The organism is Amycolatopsis sp. NPDC058340 (assembly GCF_042723975.1).
In the GTDB taxonomy this organism is placed as follows: domain Bacteria; phylum Actinomycetota; class Actinomycetes; order Mycobacteriales; family Pseudonocardiaceae; genus Amycolatopsis.
The window spans coordinates 394,303-415,136 of record NZ_JBHXIB010000001.1 but is presented as its reverse complement, the minus strand read 5'-3'; the positions used below and the strand labels follow the sequence as shown (position 1 = coordinate 415,136).

At 68.2% G+C, this 20,834-nt stretch carries 18 protein-coding genes; 5 read left to right on the top strand and 13 right to left on the bottom strand.

Features of this window, described 5'->3' with window-relative positions; translation table 11 throughout:
* Nucleotides 1–73 precede the first annotated feature (73 nt).
* On the top strand, nucleotides 74–1,378 hold the full coding sequence (locus ACFWIW_RS02005; protein ID WP_378366675.1) for a D-arabinono-1,4-lactone oxidase: 1,305 nt from the start codon (nucleotides 74–76) through the stop codon (nucleotides 1,376–1,378).
* On the opposite strand, the gene ACFWIW_RS02000 is transcribed toward ACFWIW_RS02005, so the two are convergent.
* The 5 genes from ACFWIW_RS02000 to ACFWIW_RS01980 form a co-directional block, all read right to left on the bottom strand.
* Nucleotides 1,375–2,322: a ribose-phosphate pyrophosphokinase gene (locus ACFWIW_RS02000; RefSeq protein WP_240596314.1), complete on the bottom strand. Its 948-nt coding sequence runs from the start codon at nucleotides 2,320–2,322 to the stop codon at nucleotides 1,375–1,377. The two genes, ACFWIW_RS02005 and ACFWIW_RS02000, sit on opposite strands and share 4 nt — an antisense overlap.
* A gap of 50 nt (nucleotides 2,323–2,372) precedes the next feature.
* Entirely contained in the window at nucleotides 2,373–3,023 is a 651-nt protein-coding gene (locus ACFWIW_RS01995) for an NAD(P)H-binding protein (protein ID WP_378366674.1), read from the bottom strand.
* Between the two features lie 19 nt (nucleotides 3,024–3,042).
* Nucleotides 3,043–3,693, bottom strand: a complete 651-nt coding sequence (locus ACFWIW_RS01990; protein ID WP_240596315.1) for a hypothetical protein — start codon at nucleotides 3,691–3,693, stop codon at nucleotides 3,043–3,045.
* A gap of 318 nt (nucleotides 3,694–4,011) precedes the next feature.
* Nucleotides 4,012–6,279: a serine/threonine-protein kinase gene (locus ACFWIW_RS01985; RefSeq protein ID WP_378366673.1), complete on the bottom strand. Its 2,268-nt coding sequence runs from the start codon at nucleotides 6,277–6,279 to the stop codon at nucleotides 4,012–4,014.
* The gene (locus ACFWIW_RS01980) at nucleotides 6,270–8,474 is read right to left on the bottom strand and encodes a serine/threonine-protein kinase (RefSeq protein ID WP_378366672.1); all 2,205 of its coding nucleotides are present in this window, start codon (nucleotides 8,472–8,474) and stop codon (nucleotides 6,270–6,272) included. Before ACFWIW_RS01980 ends, ACFWIW_RS01985 begins: the two co-directional genes overlap by 10 nt.
* A gap of 118 nt (nucleotides 8,475–8,592) precedes the next feature.
* Between ACFWIW_RS01980 and ACFWIW_RS01975 the strand changes: the two genes are divergently transcribed.
* The 4 genes from ACFWIW_RS01975 (at nucleotide 8,593) to ACFWIW_RS01960 (ending at nucleotide 12,511) form a co-directional block, all read left to right on the top strand.
* A complete protein-coding gene (locus ACFWIW_RS01975; protein ID WP_037333861.1) occupies nucleotides 8,593–9,663 on the top strand; it encodes a CoA ester lyase in 1,071 nt (356 codons plus the stop codon).
* The gene (locus ACFWIW_RS01970; RefSeq protein ID WP_378366671.1) at nucleotides 9,660–10,514 is read left to right on the top strand and encodes an HpcH/HpaI aldolase/citrate lyase family protein; all 855 of its coding nucleotides are present in this window, start codon (nucleotides 9,660–9,662) and stop codon (nucleotides 10,512–10,514) included. The genes ACFWIW_RS01975 and ACFWIW_RS01970 overlap by 4 nt, the downstream gene beginning before the upstream one ends.
* 204 nt (nucleotides 10,515–10,718) lie before the next feature.
* Nucleotides 10,719–11,840, top strand: coding sequence for an AAA family ATPase (locus tag ACFWIW_RS01965; RefSeq protein WP_378366670.1), 1,122 nt, complete (start codon nucleotides 10,719–10,721; stop codon nucleotides 11,838–11,840).
* Nucleotides 11,837–12,511: a DUF4276 family protein gene (locus ACFWIW_RS01960; protein WP_378366669.1), complete on the top strand. Its 675-nt coding sequence runs from the start codon at nucleotides 11,837–11,839 to the stop codon at nucleotides 12,509–12,511. The genes ACFWIW_RS01965 and ACFWIW_RS01960 overlap by 4 nt, the downstream gene beginning before the upstream one ends.
* Here the strand turns inward: ACFWIW_RS01960 and ACFWIW_RS01955 are convergent.
* Genes ACFWIW_RS01955 through ACFWIW_RS01920 form a run of 8 tightly spaced genes read right to left on the bottom strand, consistent with a single transcriptional unit; the run spans nucleotide 12,508 to nucleotide 20,812 of the window.
* Complete coding sequence (locus tag ACFWIW_RS01955; protein ID WP_378366668.1) at nucleotides 12,508–13,887, bottom strand: amidase; 1,380 nt, start codon at nucleotides 13,885–13,887, stop codon at nucleotides 12,508–12,510. The genes ACFWIW_RS01960 and ACFWIW_RS01955 overlap by 4 nt on opposite strands.
* Nucleotides 13,888–13,898: 11 nt before the next feature.
* The gene (locus ACFWIW_RS01950) at nucleotides 13,899–14,657 is read right to left on the bottom strand and encodes an SDR family NAD(P)-dependent oxidoreductase (RefSeq protein WP_378366667.1); all 759 of its coding nucleotides are present in this window, start codon (nucleotides 14,655–14,657) and stop codon (nucleotides 13,899–13,901) included.
* Nucleotides 14,654–16,075 (bottom strand): aldehyde dehydrogenase family protein, encoded by a 1,422-nt coding sequence (locus tag ACFWIW_RS01945; RefSeq protein WP_378366666.1) that lies wholly within the window; start codon nucleotides 16,073–16,075, stop codon nucleotides 14,654–14,656. The genes ACFWIW_RS01950 and ACFWIW_RS01945 overlap by 4 nt, the downstream gene beginning before the upstream one ends.
* A complete protein-coding gene (locus ACFWIW_RS01940) occupies nucleotides 16,068–16,838 on the bottom strand; it encodes an ABC transporter ATP-binding protein (protein WP_083649885.1) in 771 nt (256 codons plus the stop codon). Before ACFWIW_RS01940 ends, ACFWIW_RS01945 begins: the two co-directional genes overlap by 8 nt.
* The gene (locus tag ACFWIW_RS01935) at nucleotides 16,835–17,572 is read right to left on the bottom strand and encodes an ATP-binding cassette domain-containing protein (RefSeq protein ID WP_378366665.1); all 738 of its coding nucleotides are present in this window, start codon (nucleotides 17,570–17,572) and stop codon (nucleotides 16,835–16,837) included. The genes ACFWIW_RS01940 and ACFWIW_RS01935 overlap by 4 nt, the downstream gene beginning before the upstream one ends.
* A complete protein-coding gene (locus ACFWIW_RS01930; RefSeq protein WP_378366664.1) occupies nucleotides 17,569–18,381 on the bottom strand; it encodes an ABC transporter permease in 813 nt (270 codons plus the stop codon). Before ACFWIW_RS01930 ends, ACFWIW_RS01935 begins: the two co-directional genes overlap by 4 nt.
* Nucleotides 18,381–19,325: an ABC transporter permease gene (locus ACFWIW_RS01925; RefSeq protein WP_378366663.1), complete on the bottom strand. Its 945-nt coding sequence runs from the start codon at nucleotides 19,323–19,325 to the stop codon at nucleotides 18,381–18,383. Before ACFWIW_RS01925 ends, ACFWIW_RS01930 begins: the two co-directional genes overlap by 1 nt.
* Nucleotides 19,322–20,812 carry an ABC transporter substrate-binding protein gene (locus ACFWIW_RS01920; protein ID WP_378366662.1) on the bottom strand — a complete coding sequence of 497 codons (1,491 nt, stop codon included), beginning with the start codon at nucleotides 20,810–20,812 and terminating at the stop codon, nucleotides 19,322–19,324. The genes ACFWIW_RS01925 and ACFWIW_RS01920 overlap by 4 nt, the downstream gene beginning before the upstream one ends.
* Nucleotides 20,813–20,834: the final 22 nt, after the last annotated feature.

The following is a 20,834-nucleotide window of genomic DNA, read 5'->3' as shown; positions in this document are numbered from 1 at the left end:
AACGCGAATACTATTCACTTACTGTTTCGGCACTCGGGCCTCTCAGAAGCGGACTTCACGAAACGGTGGGCGCATGACTCGGTGGACCAACTGGGCGGGAACCGCGGCGGCTTCACCCCTGCGCGTGCACCGGCCGCGCGGCACGGAGGAGATCGCCGATGCGATCGGCCGGTCCGCCGCGGACGGGCGGCGCCTGCGCCCGCTGGGCAGCGGTCACTCGTTCACCGCGATCGCCGCCGCGAACTCGGACGCCATGGACCTGACCGGCTGGACCGGGATCGCGTCGGCCGACGTCGCGAAAGGCCTGGTCACGGTCCGTTCGGGGACCACGCTCAAACAGCTCAACGCCGAACTCGACGCGCTGGGCCTCGCCATGACCAACCTCGGCGACATCGACGCGCAGACCGTCGCGGGCGCGATCTCCACCGGCACCCACGGCACCGGCGCCCGGCTCGGCGGGATCGCCACCCAGATCGCCGCGCTCGAACTCGTGCTCGCCGACGGCACCGTGGTCACCTGTTCGGCGGACGAACGCCCCGACCTCTTCGCCGCCGCGCGAGTCGGGCTCGGCGCGCTCGGCGTCATCAGCACGGTCACCCTTCAGTGTGAACCGTCGTTTCTGCTCTCCGCCCAGGAGCGGCCGGAACCGCTCGAACAGGTCCTCGAAGGCTTCGACCGGTTCGCCGACGAGAACGACCACTTCGAGTTCTACTGGTTCCCCTACGGCAAGAACGCACTGGTCAAGCGCAACAACCGGCTTCCGGCGGGCAGCGAGCACCGGCCGCTGAGCAAGCTGAAGGAGTTCGTCGACTACGAGGTCACGGAGAACCTCGCGTTCGGCGGGCTGTGCCGTCTCGGCCGCGCGGTGCCGAAACTCGTGCAGCCGCTCGGCCGGTTCGCCTCGAACATCCTCTCCGCCCGCGAGTACAGCGACACGTCGCATCGCGTCTTCGTGACCCATCGCGGCGTGCGTTTCGTCGAGTCGGAGTTCGCGATCCCGCGCGAAGCGCTGCACGACGTCTTCTCCGAACTCCGCGCGTTCGTCCCGAAGCTGGAGAACCCGGTCGCGTTCCCGGTCGAGGTACGCGTCGCCGCCGCGGACGACATCTGGCTGTCGACCGCGAACGGCCGCGACTCGGCCTACATCGCGATCCACCAGTTCGTCGGCATGCCCTACCGCGAGTACTTCGCCGGATTCGCGTCGATCGTCGGCGAGGTCGGCGGCCGCCCGCACTGGGGCAAGATGCACGACCTCGACGCCGCGACGCTGCGCTCGCGGTACCCGCGTTTCGACGAATTCCTGCGGGTCCGCAAGGAGGTGGACCCGGCCGGGCTCTTCGCGAACACCTACCTCGACCGGGTCCTCGGCACTGCCTAAGCGGTTTCGAACAAGGCGCTGACCGACTCGCCGTTGTGGATCCGGCGCATCGCCTCCGCCAGCGCGGGCGCGATCGAAAGGACCCGCAGCTTCGGGCTCTGCTCCTCCGGCGGGATGGGCACCGTGTTCGTGCAGACGACCTCCAGCACGTCGGGCTGGCTGCCGATCCGCTCGAGCGCTCCGCTGGAGAAGAGGCCGTGCGTGCAGGCGACGCGGATCGAGCGCGGCTTCAGTTCCCGGAGCTTGCCGAGCAGTTCGATCACCGTGCTGCCCTTGGCGATCTCGTCGTCGAGGACGATCACGTCGCGGCCGGTGATCTCGCCGATCACCGAGCTGATCTCGACCCTGTCGTCGGCGAAGCGCTGCTTCGCGCCCGCCGCGACCTGAACACCGAGCAGCCGGGCGAAATGCGCGGCCTCCTTGGCGTTGCCGAGATCCGGCGAGACGACGGTGGTCGCGGACAGGTCGTACTGGCGGAAATGCTTCGCCAGTTCCTGCAACGCGTGCAGGTGATCGACCGGGACGCTGAAGAACCCGTGCACCTGCGGCGAATGCAGGGTCATCGCGAGGACGCGATCGGCGCCCGCGGTCGCCATCAGGTCGGCGACGAGACGGCCGCCGATCGAGATCCGCGGCGCGTCCTTCTTGTCCGAGCGGGCGTACGAATAATGCGGCATGACGACGGTGATCCGCTTCGCCGAAGCGCCCCGCGCGGCGTCCAGCATCAGCAGCAGTTCGACGAGATGTTCCTGTACCGGCCGCACCAGCGGCTGGATCAGGAAGACGTCGCGCTCGCGGCAGTTCGCTTCGAGCTGGACTTCGAGACAGTCGTTGGCGAACCGCTGCACCTTCACCGGATGCAGGGGAACACCGAGATGGGCGCAGATCTCTTCGGCGAGCTCGGGATGGGCGCTGCCACTGAAGACCGCGATGTCCTCGCGCAAGGACCTTCTCCGTTCATTCAAAAGACGGATTACGTCCACACACTAAGGTTTCACAGAGCGGAAAAGGCCTGAGAGATAGCAGTATCACCCGAGATGGCTTCGAGGACGCGTCCCGCGGTCGACGGGGTGTCGAGCAGCGCGACGAGGATCGCGGCGACGTCCTGCCGCGGAATGGGCCCGCGGCCGGTGGACTCGGCGATCAGGATCTTGCCGGTGCCCTCGTCGTTGGTGAGCTGTCCCGGCCGCAGGATCGTCCATTCGAGATCGCGGGCACGCAGATCGTCTTCGGCCGCCTTCTTGGCCTTGAGGTAGATCCGGAAATCGTCCGGGACGTCCGCGGTCTCCCATTTGTCCGCCCCCATGGAGCCGACCTGGACATGCCGGCGCACACCCGCCTGTTCGGCTGCGGCCGCGAAGAGTTCCGCGGCCGCTCTGTCCACAGTGTCCTTGCGGGCCGTCCCGCTGCCCGGCCCGGCGCCCGCCGCGAAGATGGCGGCATCGGCGCCGTCGAGCGCCTTGGCGACGGCGTCCACATCGGACTTTTCCAGATCCAGGACGACCGCTTCGGCACCGGCCGCTTCGAGATCGGCGACGTGATCGGGGTTGCGCACGATCCCCACCGCCTGATCACCGCGTGCGGAGAGCAGTTTCTCCAGCTTCAGCGCGATTTGTCCGTGTCCACCCGCAATGACGACTCGCATGGACCCGACGGTAGCGCGTTCAGTCGACTTCGGCAGGAAGCTCGGTCTCGCGCAGAAGCTGGTCGTAGACGATCTCGTTGACCAGGCGCGAGACCGGGTCCTCGTCGAGGATCATGCGCTCGCCGTGGCCCTCGAGGTCGAGGTCGGTCACCGCGTTGGGGTCGGCGGTGACGATGCCGAGCCCGTAGGCGCGGGCACGCGGCAGGCAGTTGCCGACGTAGTCCTCCGTCAGTACGGCAGGCGATGGGAGAACCATCGCGGCCTCGCCGTAACGTGCGAACGGAACCGCGGAGGCCATCGCGGTGCGCCAGTGCCGGGCGACCGCGAGGACGCCGATGATCTCGGCGGCCGGCGCGGGTGCGGTCGCGGCCAGCTCTGGCCATGTCCAGGTGTCGACGGTGGCGCGATCGACGACGGGACCCATGCCCATCGCGATGCGCTCCGCGTGCACGTCGGTACGGAGCCGGGCGACCACGCAGATCTTGCGGCCGAGCACGGTGGTCTCCGGCAAGACGATGCCGTTCCAGCCGAGCAGGGCCGCCGCCTTGCGCGAAAGCTCCCCGACGCTCGCGGGCAGTTCGATCGGCGGCACCACCCGGCTCGGCAGTGACCGGCTGCGCTTCGCGCCACCGGCGACCGTCGAGCTCTCCATGTTCGGTGTAGCCGCCACGTTCCGCCTCCTTCGAACCTGGTTTCCCTAGGGCTCGTCATCCCGTGCCACCTCGGTGGAAGCGGCACATGACCTGTCTAACAGGGCGGGGAGGCGGCGGCGCCGGACAACGGGAGTGGCTGCGATCGGCGGCGCCTTGTCATCGGTGACCGGTCGGTAGGCGGTCATTCGACTTCAGTCCGACCGTGCCGCCAACCGAGTGAGAGGGAGGTAAGTGGTGTTACCCGGCGTCTCCGAACGGTCACGGGCCTCAACGGTGGACGTTAGGCCATTCGGCCCAATGCATACTCATTCCACTTTGGACTTTCGCAGGTCAGGTCACGAAATCGTCGCGGTACGAAGGAGTTCCTCGACGCCCGGCGTCCGCCACTCGTCCAGCGCCACGATTTGCCTGTCCGCAAGGAACCAGATCCGCTGAGTCACCTGCGCCTCGCCGCTTCCGCCCGTCTGTCCACGAGGAACACACTGGATCGTCCACTCCTCGTAGGTCGCCGTCGCGCCGCCGACCGGTGCGGTGGCGGAAACCGTCCGCACCGCGTCACCCTCTTGGCGGAGGTCCTTCCGTCCGGCGGCGTTGCAGGCCCGGCCGCCCGCGCTGCGCCGATAGAACTCACCGGGCCGGTACGGCGGCTGTTCGGCGGACTGCTGGGTGTTGTCCGTCAGCAGGACGTATTTGCAGTTGAAGTACTTCTTGGGATCCGGGCAGCCCGGCGCGACGAGCACCTTCTCCAGCCCCTGCGAGACCACGGACCAGTCCTGTGGCAGATGCAGCGTGAGCGCGCCGGCTGAAACCTCGGTGCCTCCCTGCGCGGGCGGGGCGGACGACGTCCCCTTCAGCGGTTTTCCGCCGGTCACGCCCTCGACGAGCTGGGGGTTCAGGAGACCGGTCAGCTTGTCGTACGGCAGCGTGTAGTCCTGGACTCCGCAGGCGGTGGCGAAGCCGAGGAGGTTGAGGTCGACGGTGACCTCGACGGCCGCCGGGGTGAACGCGAGCCACACTTTCGGCTCTTCGGTGAGGTCGGCCGTCTTGAGCGGCTGGTACGGGAAGGTGCTGCTGAGCGCACCGCACTGCTGCTTGTCGGGCCAGAGCAGTTCGGCGAGGGTCCGCAGCCCGTCGTCGGTGAACTTCCCAGGGGCGAACAGTTCGGCGGGAGTGAGCGCCTTGCCCTCTTTCAGGTCGATGGTCACCGCGGCACGACCGTTTCCCCAGGTCGAATGCGGTTTGTTCTCGAGATCGTGCGTGTAGCGCACGGAGAGGTACCGCTCGTTCTGCGAACGGATGTCGGCCTTCGTGAGGAGCTTGTACGGGCCGCGTTCCGGCTCCAGCTTGGCGGCGCCCGGACCGGTTTTGCGGTTCCAGGCGTCGATCGGCGCCATCAGCGCGTCGTTGACCCGCTTGAGCCAGGCTTGATCGGGCGAACCGGTCACCTCCGGCCGGTCCCCGGTGTAGGCGAGGGTCGTGCCGGGCACCGTCCCGGACTCGGTCTTCATGGCGACTTTGAGCGCGACGGCCTGTTGCGTGGTCGGCGGTGACGGCGGCGGAGTGCTCGCGTCGGAGAAGACGACCACCGAACCGACCACGGCGGCCGTCGCCGCGACGAGCCCGGCGGTGATCTTCAGCCCGGCCGCGATCCCGCCCGCGGAGGCGGCCGTCGCGCCCGTTCCGGCGGCGGCGACCCCCGGTGCCGCCGCGGTACCGGCGCTGAGCAGGACCAACGGCGTCGCCGCGACGAGCACACCCGCCGCCTTCGCCAGCCGTGCCCAGCCCTTGCGTTCCCATTCGTCGCCGTACCCCGCGCGGGCGACGCGTTCCAGTTCGCTGACGAACACGAGCGCGTCGACCGGTCGTTTCGACGGGTCCTTCGCCATCCCCAGCGCGACGATCTCGTGCACCGGCTGGGGGACTTCGCCGAACGGGATGGGCGCGTGTTCGTGCAGCGTGCGCAGCACTTCGGTCTGCTCGGCCTCGTACGGCCGGTGCCCGGCGACGCACTGGAAGAACACGCAGGTCGCGGCGTAGACGTCGGTCGCGGGAGTGGCCTGCCCGCCGGACCACTGCTCGGGCGCCATGTACGCGGGTGTGCCGACGGACGGGCCGCGTTCACCCGCGAGGACGGCCGTGCCGAAGTCGACCAGCTTGCTCTCACCGGTGTCGGCGACGAGGACGTTGGCCGGTTTGTAGTCGCGGTGGACGACGTTGGCCGAATGCGCCGCGGCCAGCCCGAGCAGCGATCCCTTCAGGACCGCGAGGGCGGCTTCGGGTTCGAGGGCACCTTCGGCCTGGAGCACGGAACGCAGGGAGACACCGTTGATCGCCTCCATGACGATCGCCGCGCCCTGCGGCGTCTCGAAGAACTCGTACAGCTTCACGACGTGCGGGCTCGACACCCGGTGCAGCGCCAGGGCCTCCTGACGGAAGGCTTCGAGGTAGGCGGGCTCGGCGGCGAAGCGGGAGAAGAGGTACTTGATCGCGACGACGTGGCCGGTGTTGTCCTGGCGCGCGAGCACCACTCGGCCGAACGTGCCCGTGCCCAGCTGCTCAAACTCCGTGAAGCCGGGGAGTCTCCACTCGTCGCTTAGTTCCACTTCGCCTCTTCCAAAATCTTGTCGAGGCCTGGAGTGTTCCACTCGTCCACGATCACGAGCTGCGTTTTCGGCAGGAACCAGACCCGCTGGGTGACGCTACCGCCGCCAGAACACGTGAGGCGCCACTCTTCGTAGGCCGCCTTCTTCGGCCCGATCGAACGAAGCTCCTTCAGCTGGAGGACAGGCGTCCCCTGGGTCTCCCCTGGTGCTCCGAGGGAGTGACATGGGCGCGGACCGGTGGACCGGTTGTAGGGCTTGCCCGGTTCATACGCCGGCGTGGCCGGATCGACCCGGGAGTTGTCGCTGAAGACGACGCCCGCGCAGTAGAACGGCCGCGTGCACTGGTCGGCGGTCGCCAGGTAGCGCTCGATGGGTTCACCGGCGAGCAGCCGCCAGTTTTCCGGCGTCGTGATGGTGAAGGCGCCGACGTTGTCCTCTTTGACGCGTTTGCCCTGCGTGCCGCCGAGCAGGTGCGCGACCGCGGGGCTCAGCAGTCCGCGCAGCCGTTCGTAGGGCACGGTGACGGTCGTCGGATTACAGGCCATCGGGTATCCGAGCGCGAAGGCGGCGACGTGGAACTCCATCCCGTTCGCCGCGGGCGCCGCCTGCACGATCGCCCCGTCCTGGGTGTACCGGTCCGACATCGCCCCGGCGGGAAGGTGCTCCGGTTCCGACGGCGGCGTGGCGAGGCACTCGCCCGGTTTCGCCGAGGCGTACATCCGGTCCTCCACCATCCGCATCCGCTCGGCGTTGCCGTCGACGTTGTCGAACAGGCCCGCGGTCGGGATGACGTCGCCGTCGGACAGGTCGATCACGAGGGTCCGGACGGCGTAGGCGCCGCGGTTCCCGAGCTGGACCGTTTCGACCGACCGTTCGTAGACGACCGAGATCAGCTTGTCGTCCTGGCGCAGGACCTCGGCGGTGGTGGACATATGCGGGATGTCGCCGTCGGGTTCTTTCTCCGGCGGGTTGCCGGGCGGCCAGACGCTCGTGAGCCAGCCGTCGATCGGCGCCATCAGCGCCTTGTTGACCCGCTCCTCCACCGCTTTGTCCTTCAGCCCGCTGATCCGGACGTACTTCCCGTTGAAGTCGAAGCCGTCGAGTTTCTCGGTGCGGGTGAGGACGTCGACCTTCATCGCGGCGACGGTGGCCGTCCGTGGCGGCGCTTCGTCGTCGCTGTTCGTGTCGACCACCACGACCGTCCCGACGGCGACCGCGGTGGCGGCGGCGACCGCGGCGGTGATCTTGAGGCCGAGCGCGATCCCGCCGCCGGCGGTGGCCGCTCCGCCCGCGACGACCGGTGCGGCGGCGGTCCCGGCGCCGAGCAGGGCCAGCGGGGACAGGGCGACCAGGACACCGGCGCCTTTGGCGAGCCAATGCCAGCCGTTGCGCTCCCAGTCCTCGCCGTACGCCTTCCTGGCGGACGCCTCCAGCTCCGCGACGAACTCGGCCGCTCCCGACGGCCGGTGGGCGACGTCCTTCGCCATCCCGCGCGCGATGAGGTCGCGGACGGGTTCGGGGACCTCGCCGAACGGGATCGGAGCGTATTCGTGCAGCGTGCGCAGCACTTCGGTCTGCTCCGCCTCGTACGGCCGGTGTCCGGCGACGCACTGGAAGAACACGCAGGTCGCGGCGTAGACGTCGGTCGCGGGGGTGGCGACGCCGCCCGCCCACTGCTCGGGCGCCATGTACGCGGGCGTGCCCGCGGCGACCCCGGTCTGCCCCGCGAGCACGGCGATGCCGAAGTCGACGAGTTTGCTCTGCCCCTCGCGGGTGACCAGGACGTTGGCCGGTTTGTAGTCGCGGTGGACGGTGCCCGCGGCGTGTGCGCCGGCGAGCCCGAGCAGCGAGCCCTTGAGGATGGCCAGCGCGGCTTCGGGTTCGAGCTTCTCCTGGCGGCCGAGGATCTCTTTCAGGGAGATTCCGTGAACGGCTTCCATGATGATCGCGGCCCCTTGCGGGGTCTCGACGAACTGGTGCAGACGGGCGATATGCGGCCCCGAAACGCGGCTGAGGATCTGCGCCTCGTGGCGGAATTCGGCCAGCCGCCGGGGGTCTGCCGCGAACCTCGCGTACAGGTATTTGATGGCCACGACCTGGGCGGATTCGTCATGACGGGCGAGCACGACCCGCCCGAATCCACCTTCGCCGAGCGACCCGAGCTCGGTGAAACCCGGCAAGGCCCAGTCGTCCACAGATTCCTCCGCGATCGCCGATCGTGTCCCCTTGGAGGTGAGCTGCGCCGCAGCGGTTCCCCGCCTTCCGGGTTTAGGGTTACCCGTCGGTCACTTGGCCCGTAGCGATGGAGGAACGATGCGTTCGCCGAAGGATTTCTTCGCCCCGCTCGCGGTGGGGGCGCCGGAACCGCTCCGCCAGATCCCCGTGCCTCCTTCGCGGATGATCCACTTCTTCGACCCCAGCAACGAGAAGATGGCCGCCAAGGTCCCGGACATCGCCAAGAAGGTCGACGTCCTGCTCGGGAACCTCGAAGACGCCGTGCGCGCCGACCGCAAGGAGGCCGCGCGGAACGGGCTCGTCTCCATCGCGAAGTCGACCGACTTCGGCAAGACGCAGCTGTGGACACGCGTCAACAGCCTCGACTCGCCGTGGGTGCTCGACGACCTGATCACGCTGGTCACCGAGATCGGCGACAAACTCGACGTGATCATGGTGCCGAAGGTCGAAGGCGCGCAGGACATCCACTACGTCGACAGGCTGCTCGCGCAGCTCGAAGCGCGAGCCGGGCTGACGAAGCCGCTGCTGGTGCACGCGATCCTGGAGACCGCCAGCGGCGTCGCGAACGTCGAGGAGATCGCCGGCGCCAGCCCGCGGATGCAAGGCATCTCGCTCGGCCCGGCCGACCTCGCCGCGAGCCGCCGGATGAAGACCACCCGGGTGGGTGGCGGGCACCCCGGTTACCTCGTGCGCACGGACCCGACCGGCGAGGACCTGAACGAGGGACGCACGACCTATCAGCAGGATCTGTGGCACTACACCGTCGCGCGGATGGTCGACGCCTGCGCGGCGAACGGGATCCTGCCGTACTACGGGCCGTTCGGCGACATCCGCGACGTCGTGGCCTGCGAGGACCAGTTCCGCAACGCGTTCCTGCTCGGCTGCGTCGGCGCTTGGAGCCTGCACCCGGTGCAGATCGACATCGCCAAGAAGGTGTTCTCGCCCTCGCCTGAGGACGTCGCCTGGGCACGGCGTGTCATCGCCGAGATGGGTGATGGCACCGGTGCGGTGATGATCGACGGGAAGATGCAGGACGACGCCTCGGTGAAGCAGTGCCGGGTGGTCGCCGAACTCGCGGACGCCCTCGCCGCCGACGATCCTGAACTCGCCGCCGCCTACGACGCGGCCACGAAGGAGGCTTCCGCATGAACCCCAGGCGTTCCGTCCTCTACATGCCCGGCGCGAACGAAAGAGCGCTGGAGAAGGCCAAGACGCTGGACGCGGACGGCCTCATCCTCGACCTCGAAGACGCCGTCGCGCCCGACGCGAAGGAAGCCGCACGTGAACGCGTTTGCGCCGCCGCTTCGTCGAAGGAGTACGGCTCGCGCGAGGTGACCATCCGCGTCAACGGCCTCGACACGGAATGGCACGACGCCGACCTCCGCGCCGCCGCGCAGGCGGGCCCGGCCGCGATCGTGGTGCCGAAGGTGAACTCCGCCGCCGAAGTGCACAACATAGAGCGCGCGCTGGAGCTCGGTGGCGCGCCGGACCACACGAAGATCTGGGCGATGGTGGAGACGCCGGTCGCGATGCTGCACGCCGAGGAGATCGCGTCGGCGTCCGAACGGCTGACCGTGCTGGTCATGGGCACGAACGACCTGGCGAAGGAACTGCACGCCGAGTTCGTCCCCGGCCGCGCGCCGCTGCTGGGCGGGCTTTCGCTCGCGCTGCTGGCCGCGCGCGCGACGGGCAAGGCGATCCTCGACGGCGTCTACAACGACGTGAAGGACCTCGAAGGCTTCGAGGCGGAATGCGTGCAGGGACGTCAGTTCGGCTTCGACGGCAAGACGCTGATCCACCCGGCGCAGCTGGAGCCGTGCAACCGGATCTTCGCGCCGTCCGAGGAGGAGATCACGCGGTCGCGCAAGATCATCGCGGCGTTCGAGGAGGCACAGGCGGCCGGGCAGGGTGTCGTGACGGTGGACGGGCGGATGATCGAAAACCTGCACGTGGACAACGCGCGGCGGATCCTGGCGCTGGCCGAGGCGATCGGCGGCTGAAGGGCGCCATACCCGCATGAGATGCGGTGAAGGGCCCTTTAGCCGCGTCGTATGTGGGGAAAGCGTCCTTCAGCTCACGCTGAGCTGGTCGACGAGAGCCCCGATGGCCCTGACCTGCTGGTCATGTCACCGGGGCTTTGATCTTTCTGCCGCCGGTAGGCGGCGAATCGTCATCATTTCCAGACGATTGCCTAAGCTAGGTGCATGACCCAACAGCGGCTGACGTCGATCCAGATCGAAGGTTTCACCTCGATCCGTTCGGCGCGCGTCGAACTGGGCGCGATGAACGTGCTCATCGGCGCGAACGGCGCGGGCAAGAGCAACTTCGTCCACGCGCTCGAGCTTCTCGGCCGCATCGTCGAAAGTGAGCTGGGGCTGTACGTCGGGCTCAACGGCGGGGCTTCAGCGCTGCTCAACGTCGGCGGATCTCCGTCCCGGATACACCTCGAGTTGCATGCCGAGTCCGGCTCCTACGAAGCCACTCTGGTCCCGGCCGCCCGTGATGAACTGGTCTTCGCAACCGAGACCATGCGTGCCGACCCACCGGCGAATATCCGGCCTTCCGTACAGCCGCTTGGGAAGGGACATCGCGAAACACGGCTACCTGACGAGGTCAGCCGAAACCCGGAGGGGCTCGCATCACGCTTCGTCGGCCTTCTCCAAGGCTGCAAGGTCTATCACTTCCATGACACCAGTGCCGACGCGCCGGTCAAACGCCTCGTCACCACCGCAGATGACGTCAGCCTCCGCAACGACGCCGGAAACCTTGCCGCCTACCTCTACCGCCTGCAGAGAAGCAACGACCCCGCCGAGCTTTCCGCCTATCGCCGGATAGTCGGTGCGGTTCAACTCGTGGCACCGTTCTTCCGGGATTTCTTCTTCAAGCCGGACACGAACGATCTGATCCTCTTACGTTGGCGACAGAAAGACTCGGATGCGGTCTTCTCCGCCAACCAGATGTCGGATGGAACCCTGCGATTCGTCTGCCTGGCGACGCTTCTGCTGCAGCCAGAGCTGCCGGGTCTCGTGGTGCTGGACGAACCCGAGCTCGGACTCCATCCCTTCGCGATCGTTCAGCTCGCTGATCTGCTACGTCAAGCGTCACGGCGAAGCCAGGTGCTCATTGCCACCCAGTCCGTGACGCTCATGAATCAGTTCGAAGTCGGTGACCTGATAGTGGTCGACCGCAAGGCGGGTACCTCCGACTTCACTCGTCCGGATATCTCCACATTGGAAGGCTGGCTCGCCGACTACTCCCTTGGCGACCTATGGGAGAAGAACCTGCTCGGCGGACGCCCTGTCCGCGAGGAGAACAATCGCGGATGACGACCAAGTATCGGCGTCTGCACCTGCTGGTCGAAGGACAGACCGAGGAAACAGTGGTCAACAACGTCCTGGAACCGTATCTGCAGGACCGAGGTTGGACGATCACGAAGTCGATCGTGACGACCAAGAGGCCCGCCACTGGACCTGCCTGTCAGGGAGGTGTGAGCAGCTGGGCCAAGCTGGAACGTGAGATCAGGCTGCTGTTGCGCAACAGTGACATCCACACCCTCACGATCTTGTTCGACTACTACGGCTTTCCATCCGATAGTCCCGGCATGGGGAACAGGCCTTCATCCTCCGCGTACGAGCGGGTCGAGCATGTCGAGAAGTCGCTGGTTTCGGCGATTTCGGATACGCGTTTCGTTCCCCATCTGGTCCTCCACGAGCTGGAGACCTGGGTCTTCGCCGCCGCCGAGCAGCTTGGCTGGCTGTTCTCAGGCACTGGCCTCACTGAACGGCTTCAGAAGGACGTGCAAGGCGCGGGCGGTCCCGAACTGGTGAACGACGGCCTCGATACCGCCCCGTCGAAACGCCTCGCTCGTTACTGCGCGGGCTACTCGAAGACGAACGACGGGCCACTTGCCATAGCTGACTTGGGCATGGACGAACTTCGCTCGCGTTGCCCCCATTTGGACTCCTGGCTCACTTATCTCGATACTCGCCTGAATTAGGGCCAGGGGCGCGGAGTGGGGCGAAGGGTTTCGTAGGCAGCAGCGGCGCGAAGGACGTCGAGGTCGGCGAAGCGGCGGCCGCTGATCTGGAGGCCGATGGGCTGGTCGTCGCTCGTGTAGCCGCAGTTGATCGAGACCGCGGGCTGGCCGGACATGTTGTACGGCACGGTGAACGCGATGTGCTCGAACGGGCGGCGCGGGTCGTTGGTCGGCGATGGCCAGTCGGCGGGCGGGGCCGAGACCGGGCAGGTCGGGGACAGGACGACGTCGAAACGTTCGGTCGCGCGCAGGGTCGCGACGGCGATGGCGTCGATCTGCGCGAAGCCGCGATAGGCGTCGACACCGCTGACATCGGCACCGCCGGCGGCCCAGTCGGCGATGTACGGCAGCACCTTCGCGCGGCGATCTTCGGGCAGGGCCGACATGTCCGACCAGGCACGGACGCGCCAGAAGGTGTCGAGTCCGTCGAGCATTTCCCGGCGCAGGAACGGCGAAACCGGCTCGACGACGGCACCCGCGGCCTCGAAGACACGTGCGGCTTCGGTGACGGCGGCGATCGTTTCCGGCAGCACGGGAAGCCCGACGCCGGGGTCGAGGTGCAGCCCGATCCGCAGGCCCTTGACCTCGGCCGAAAGCGACGTCCAGTCGAGAGACGAAGGCGGCAGCGAGAGATGATCGCGACCGTCCACACCGGACAGAACGCTCATCAGCAGCGCGGTGTCGGCCACGGTCCGCGTCATCGGTCCGGCGACGCGGCCCAGGAACGGCGGATCCACCGGCACCCGGCCGAAGCTCGGCTTCAGCCCGACGAGACCGCACCAGCCGGCGGGCAGCCGGATCGAGCCGCCGATGTCGGTGCCGACGTGCAGCGGGCCGTAGCCGGCGGCCGCCGCCGAACCCGCACCGGCGCTGGAGCCGCCGGGAGTGCGCGTGGTGTCCCACGGATTCCTTGACGCGGTGTGGAAACTCGACAGCCCGGACGTCAGCATCCCGTAGTCCGGCATGGTCGTCTTGCCCAGCAGGACCCCGCCGGACTCGCGCACGCGAGCGCCCGCCGGGGCGTCCTCGGGCGCGGGCGTCAGCGACGTGGCGGCCGTGCCGAGCGGAACGGGGGTGCCGCGCGTCGCGATGTTCTCCTTGAGCGTCAACGGAACACCGTCGATCGGGCCCAGCGGCTCCCCGGCGTGCCATCGGCTTTCGGACGCCTTCGCGTCTTCGCGCGCACCGCTCGGGTCGTACGCGTAGAGCGCGTGCAGCTCGGGCTCGCGTGCCTCGATACGTGCGAGGACCGCTTCGGTGACCTCGACCGGCGACAAAGTCCCAGCGCGGTACTGGTCGATCAGTTCGACGGCGGTCAGATCGGGCAACTCCGGCACGGCAGTGCTCCTTACGTCGCGGGCGGTTCGAAGCGGCCGTCGACCGCGGTCCAGCCGCCGTCCACCGCCAGCACGGAGCCGGTGACGAACGACGACGCGTCCGACGCCAGGTACACGACGGCGCCCGCGAGTTCGTCCGGACGCGCCCAGCGGCCGAGCGCGCCCTTGGTCGCGTACGCGTCGTACCAGGCCGGATTCGCCTTGATCTGCGCAGTCAGCGGTGTTTCGACGACGCCGGGCGCGATCGCGTTGACCCGCACCCCCGCCGGGCCGAATTCCGCCGCGGCCGTGCGGAACAGCTGCACCAGACCGGCTTTCGTCGCCGCGTACGGCCCTTGGCCGGGCTCGACGGTGGTGCCGCGGATCGACGAGAACCCGACGATGCTCCCCCGCCCGCGTTCGACCATCCCGGCGCCGAACGCGCGCACGACCTCGAAGGTCGCGCCGAGGTTCAGCGCGATCACCCGGTCGAATTCCTCGCGCGTGTACTCCAGCAGCCGTTTGCGCACGTTGGTCGCGGCGGTCAGCACGACGACGTCGATCTCGCCGAGTTCCTCCGCCGCCCGCGCGGCCGCGCCTTCCGAGAGCAGGTCGATCTCGTACGCCTCGCCCACGCCGGTTTCCTTGGCGGCGGCGACATCGCGGTCCGCGACGATCACCTCGGCGCCGTGCGCGGCCAGTGCCCTGGCGGATTCGCGGCCGATTCCGCTGCCACCGCCGAGGACGACGGCTCGCTTCCCGTCGAGCCGGAACAGGTTTTCGTACGTCACGGGCGCAGCACCGCCATCCTCGTCACGGTCAGTTCTTCGACCGCGAACCGCGGCCCTTCCCGCCCGATCCCGGAGTCCTTCACCCCGCCGTACGGCATGGTGTCGGACCGGAAACCGGGCACCTCGTTGACCACCACGCCACCGACTTCGAGCTCGTCGAGCGCGCGGAACGCCGTCTTCAAGGACGTACTGAACACCGAGGCGTGCAGCCCGTAGCGCGACGCGTTGACCGCGTCGAACGCATCGTCCACAGAGGACACGGTGCGGATACAGACCACGGGGCCGAAGATCTCCTCGTCCCAGCATTCGACGCCGTCGGGCACGTCGAGCAGCACGGTCGGCCGGATCACCGTGCCGTCGACGCCGCCTCCGACAAGCCGCGCACCGGCCGAGGTCGCTTTGTCGACCCATTCCTGAACACGCCGCGTGGACCCCGGATCGATCAGCGCCGACACCCGCGTCTTCTCGTCGCGGGGGTCACCGGTTACGACCTCGCCGAGCCGCGCCAACACCCGTTCGGTGAATTCCTCGGCGACGGCGTCGACGACCAGCACCCGCTGCACCGAAATGCACGCCTGCCCGGACGCGTAGAACCCGCCGCGCAGCACGGCGTCCGCGGCCGCGTCGAGATCCGCGTCCTCCGCGACCACCAGTGCCGCGTTGGATCCGAGCTCCAGCAGCGTCTTCGTGGGCGCGGCGTCACGGGCGATCCGGTGCCCGACCAGCGCGGATCCGGTGAACGACACCGCGCCGACCCGCCGGTCCGTGACCAGCGCCGAGCCGACGGCCGCGTCACCGGTGACCAGCTGGACCATCGCGGGCAGATCGGTCAGCGAGCGCACCAGATGCACGAGCCACAACGTCGCCAGCGGCGTCTGCGGCGCGGGTTTCACCACCACCGGGCAGCCCGCGGCGATGGCGGGCGCGATCTTGTGCGACGCCAGGAGCAGCGGATAGTTGAACCCGGCGATACCGACCACCACACCGATCGGCTTGCGTTTCCAGAACCCGACCAGCCCGTCGCCGGACGGCAGCAGATCGAGCGGGACGGTCTCGCCGTGCAGCCGCGAGACCTCTTCGGCGGCGGCCTGCCAGGTGACGATCGTCCGCGCGACTTCGACGCGGCAGTCGACCAGCGGTTTGCCGGTTTCCAGCACGAGAAGCTGCTCGAATTCGGAACGCCGGGCCTCCAGCGCCGCAGCGACGTCGTTCAGGAGCGATCGCCGGGTCCGCGACGGCAAGGCCGCGACCTGCTTGAACACCGCGACGGCCTCGTCGATCGCCCGCGTGGCCAGCTCCGGCGTCCCGACCGGTGCCCGGCCGATTTCGCTCCCGTCGTACGGGAAGTACACCGGCGATGTGTCCACAGTGGACACCCAGCCGTCGCCGATCGGCAGTCCTTCCGGATACTCAGCCATCGTCCCCTCCCCGCAACCGCGCCAGCTCGGCCCGCAGATTCGGCGCGGCCGCCAGCAGTTCCCTGGTGTACTCGTGTTCCGGCGCGTCGTAGACCTGGTCGACGTCGCCGATCTCGACGATCTCGCCGCGCCGCATCACCGCGACCCGGTCGCAGACGTGCCGCACCACGCCGAGGTCGTGCGAGACGAAGATCAACGTCAGCGAGTAGAGCTCGACCAGCGACGCGAGCAGGTCGAGGATCTGCTTCCGCACCGAGACGTCAAGCGCGCTCACCGGTTCGTCCGCGATGAGGACGCTCGGGTTCGGCGCGAGCGCCCTGGCGATCGAGATTCGCTGCCGTTGCCCGCCGGAGAACTGGTGCGGATACCGTCCCGCGGCATCCGAAGGCAGGCCGACGGCCTTCAACAGCTCCGAGACCCGCGCGGGATCCCGGCGGCCCAGCGGTTCGGAGATGATGTCGCGCACCCGCATCCGTGGGTCGAGCGAACCCATCGGATCCTGGAAGACGATCTGCAGTTCCGACCGCAGGAAGCCGAGTTTGCGCTCCGGCAAGGTGTCGACGCGCTTGCCCTGGAACGAGACGCTGCCCGCCGTCGGCTTGTCCAGCGCGGCCAGCAATCTGACCAAAGTGGACTTCCCCGAACCCGATTCGCCGACGATTCCGAACCGCTGACCTGCTTCGACGTCGAACGACACTCCGCGCAAGGCGTGCACATCGCGACGCGTGTAGCGGCGCTCCAGATCCCGCACCGAGATCATCATCGGCTCGCCTCCAGATCCGAAGCGGCCAACAGCTTCTTCGTGTACTCGTGCTGTGGAGCGGTGAGCACGTCACGGGTGGTGCCCGCTTCGACGATCTCGCCGTCCAGCATCACCAGCACCCGCTCGCATACCGACGCCACGACGGCGAGATCGTGGGTGATGAACAGCAGCGCGCTCTCCCGCTGCCGCACGCCGTCGAGGATCAGTTCCAGGATCTGCGCCTGCACGGTGACGTCGAGCGCCGTCGTCGGCTCGTCGCAGATCAGCAGCTTCGGGTCGTTGGCCAGCGCGATCGCGAGGACGACGCGTTGCCGCTGCCCGCCGGACAGTTGATGCGGATACGCGCGAGCGACGCCGGGCAGCCCGACGGAAGCCAGCAAAGCCTCGGGATCTTTCCCGCCGTTGCGGTGGATCCGCATCGGCTCGGCCACCTGCGCGCCGACCCGCATCGCCGGGTTCAGCGCGGTCATCGGCTCCTGGAACACCATCGACATCTCGTTGCCGCGCAGCCGCGACAGCTCCTTCTCCGGCGCGCCCAGCAGCTCGCGGCCGTCGAGTTTCACCGATCCGGAAGCGGCGAGCTCTTCGGGCAGCAGCCCCATGATCGACAACGCCGTCAACGACTTCCCGGAACCCGACTCGCCGATCAGCCCGACGCGCTCACCGCGTGTGATGCCGAACGAGACGTCGCGGACCAGCCCGGAGATGCCGAGACCGTGGACTTCAAGCGTCATAGCCGCGCCGCCAATCGGGGGTCGAGACGATCGCGGAGGCCGTCACCGAGCAGGTTGAAGCCGAGGACGGCGATGGCGATCGCGACGCCCGGCACGAGCGCGAGCCGTGGGTGCAGGGTCAGGAACATCTGGGATTCCTGGAGCATCCGGCCCCACGACGGCGTCGGCGGCCGCGTGCCGAACCCGAGGAACGACAGCGCCGCTTCCGCGAGCACGGCGATCGCGAACGACACCGACGCCTGCACGATCAGCAGCCCCGAGATGTTCGGCAGCACGTGCCGCGCCGCGATGTTCAGCCGCGACCGGCCTGCCGACCGCGCGGCCAGCACGAACTCGCTGCTCATCACCTGCAGCGTGCCCGACCGCGCGATCCGCGCGAAGGAAGGGATGGTCGCGATGCCGATCGCCACCATGGCGGTCAGCGTGTCCGCCCCGAACACCGCGCCGAACATGATCGCCAGCAGCAACGCGGGGAACGCGAGCACGAGATCGTTGACCCGCATGACGAACTCGCCGAGCCAGCGCGACGACATCCCGGCGAGGATGCCGAGCGGCGTCCCGATCACCGCGGCGATACCGACCGCGACCACGCCGACGTACAGCGTCGTCCGCGCGCCGACCATGAGCTGGCTCAGCACGTCGCGGCCGAAACTGTCCGTGCCCAGCGGATTGGCGCCGCTGAAGTCGTGCAGCCGGTTGGCCGCGTCGACCTTCACCGGGTCGAAGGGCGTCCAGACGAACGAAAGCAGCGCGGCGACGACGATCAACGCGACCAGGACGCCACCGATGACGAGAGTGCGGTTACGCATCAGGAACCCCGCAATCTCGGGTCGAGCACCGTGTAGAGGACGTCGACCACGAAGTTCACCAGCAGCACGCCGACCACCAGGACCAGCACGATCCCCTGCACGGACAACAGATCCCGCGACGCCACCGAGTCGAGCAGCATGCTGCCGAGGCCCGGCAGGACGAACACGCGCTCGACGACGACCGCGCCGATCAGCAGCGTCGACAGTTGCAGCCCGAGCACCGTCACCACCGGCACGGCGGCGTTGCGCAGACCATGGCGGAACAACGCTTGGAACGGCCGCAGCCCCTTGGACCGCGCCGTGCGCAGATAGTCCTGACCGAGCGTGTCGAGCACGGCGGACCGGACATAACGCGTGAGCACCGCGCCCTGCACAAGCCCCAGCGACAGTGCGGGCAGAACGAGCCCGCGGAGGAACTCGCCGGGATCCTGCACCGGCGGTGTCCAGCCACCGGAAGGCAGCCAGCGCAGCTGCACCGCGAAGATCTGCACCAGGATGATGCCCGCCAGGAACGCGGGGATCGCGACGCCGATCTGCGACAGCCCGGAAAGCGCGGTGCCGTCGGCCTTCCGGTGCCGCACCGCGGCGAACGTCCCGGCCGGGATCGCGATCAGCAACGCCACCAGCATCCCGGCCCCGACCAGCCACAACGTCACGCCGAGCCGGTCGGTCAGCGCGGGCCCGATCTCCTCGCGCGTGACGTACGAGCGGCCGAAGTCACCTTGGAGGACGCCGCCGATCCAGTCGAAGTACTGCGTCACCAGCGGCCTGTCGATACCGAATTCGGCGCGGGTCTTCGCGACCAGCTCCGGTGTCGCGTTGACGCCGAGCGCGACCTGCGCCGGATCGCCCGGCAGCACGGCCATGAACAGGAACACCACGACGGACGCGACCAGCACGCTGGCCACCAGGATCGCCACACGGCGCACGATCTTGACCGTCATCGCGGCGCCAATCCCGTGAGATCGAAGGACTCGCTGACCTGGTTGCGGACGAACCCGGTCACCTTGTTCTTCGCCACGATCACGTTGGGGAACAGGAAAAGCCAATCCGCGGCGGCGTCTTCGGACAGCCGCCGGGCGACCTGGCGCATCGCATCGACCTGCTCTTGAGGCGTGCCCGCATCGGCCTTCGCCAGATTCTGCTGGACGGGCTTGCTGTCGTAACCCCAGTAGTACTTCGGCCTGCCGAACGTGACGATGTCGCGCGCCTCGACGTGCTGGATGATCGACAGGTCGTAGTCGCGGTCGGTGAAGACCTGCTTGAGCCACACCGCCGGGAAGTCCAGCGGCTCGATCGTCACCGTGACCCCGACGTCCGCCAGCTGCGAGGACACCACCTGCGCGGCCGACACCGCGTACGGCAGGTTGGGGATCCGCAGCCGCAGCGTGGGATGGGGCTGTCCCGCTTCGGCGAGCAGCGCTTTCGCCTTCGTGGGATCGAACGGATACGCGTTCGACAGATCTTCGTACCAGGGGTCCGTCGGCGGGACCATGCTGCCGATGAGGGTGCCGCGGCCGGCCCAAGCCGTGTCCAGCAACGCCTTCCGGTCGATCGCGTACGACAGCGCTTTTCTCACCCGGACGTCGTTCAGCGGCGGGCGCGCGTTGTTGAACGCGAGCGTGACCTCGCTGTTCGTCGTGCCTTCGACGACGGAGAACCGGTCGTCGCTCTGGAACTGCGGGATCGAGTCCGGCACGGTGATCGCGGAGATGACGTCGATCCCGTTGCTGAGCAAGGCGTTGTTGAGCGCCGTCGGATCCTTGATGTACTTGAGGACCACGGTCGAATAGGCCGGTTTCGTGCCCCAGTACGCGGGATTCTGCTTGAGCACGATGGAGTCGCCACGACGTCGCGAGGACACCGTGTACGGTCCCGTGCCGACCGGCTTGTTCGCCAGATCCGCGACCCCGGTCGGGCTGAACATCGCGCCGAGGCGGCTGGTGAGGCTGAACAGCCAGCCGTTGCTGGGTTTCGTGAGAACGACGCGCGCGTGGTCCGGCGCCACCACGTCGACCCGGTCGACGACGTCCATTGTGGACTTGATCGACACGGTCCAGTCGGTTTTCACGCGCATCAGCGAGAACTTGACGTCCTCGGCGGTGAACGGCGCCCCGTTGCTGAACTTCGCGTTCTTCCGGAGCTTGAAGTCGTAGATCTTGCGGTCTTCCGACACCGTCCACGATTCGGCCAGCAGCGGCACGATCTTCGCGTTCGCGTCGAGTTTCACCAGGCCCTCGTAGACGTTGTAGAGCAAGGCCTGCGGGATGGCCGCGCCGTCCGTGCGGGTGAAGTCGAAGTTCGCGGGTTCGGCGGTGTACCCGATGGCGAGCGTGCCGGGATCCTTGGCGACCGTGGCGCTCGAACCGGCGGAGCAGCCGGACGCCACCAGCAGGAACGCTGCCACCGCCGCGTGAATCCGGGCTTTCATCCTGCCCCCTGACCGGTAGACT

Excerpts from the sequence above, each read along its gene's own strand:
- ACFWIW_RS01995 (WP_378366674.1), bottom strand. The coding sequence starts at position 3,023 with ATGCGAGTCGTCATTGCGGGTGGACACGGACAAATCGCGCTGAAGCTG.
- ACFWIW_RS01930 (WP_378366664.1), bottom strand. The coding sequence starts at position 18,381 with ATGCGTAACCGCACTCTCGTCATCGGTGGCGTCCTGGTCGCGTTGATC.
- ACFWIW_RS01975 (WP_037333861.1), top strand. The coding sequence starts at position 8,593 with ATGCGTTCGCCGAAGGATTTCTTCGCCCCGCTCGCGGTGGGGGCGCCG.
- ACFWIW_RS01945 (WP_378366666.1), bottom strand. The coding sequence starts at position 16,075 with ATGGCTGAGTATCCGGAAGGACTGCCGATCGGCGACGGCTGGGTGTCC.
- ACFWIW_RS01920 (WP_378366662.1), bottom strand. The coding sequence starts at position 20,812 with ATGAAAGCCCGGATTCACGCGGCGGTGGCAGCGTTCCTGCTGGTGGCG.
- ACFWIW_RS01925 (WP_378366663.1), bottom strand. The coding sequence starts at position 19,325 with ATGACGGTCAAGATCGTGCGCCGTGTGGCGATCCTGGTGGCCAGCGTG.
- ACFWIW_RS01965 (WP_378366670.1), top strand. The coding sequence starts at position 10,719 with ATGACCCAACAGCGGCTGACGTCGATCCAGATCGAAGGTTTCACCTCG.
- ACFWIW_RS01960 (WP_378366669.1), top strand. The coding sequence starts at position 11,837 with ATGACGACCAAGTATCGGCGTCTGCACCTGCTGGTCGAAGGACAGACC.
- ACFWIW_RS02005 (WP_378366675.1), top strand. The coding sequence starts at position 74 with ATGACTCGGTGGACCAACTGGGCGGGAACCGCGGCGGCTTCACCCCTG.
- ACFWIW_RS01970 (WP_378366671.1), top strand. The coding sequence starts at position 9,660 with ATGAACCCCAGGCGTTCCGTCCTCTACATGCCCGGCGCGAACGAAAGA.
- ACFWIW_RS01940 (WP_083649885.1), bottom strand. The coding sequence starts at position 16,838 with ATGATGATCTCGGTGCGGGATCTGGAGCGCCGCTACACGCGTCGCGAT.
- ACFWIW_RS01935 (WP_378366665.1), bottom strand. The coding sequence starts at position 17,572 with ATGACGCTTGAAGTCCACGGTCTCGGCATCTCCGGGCTGGTCCGCGAC.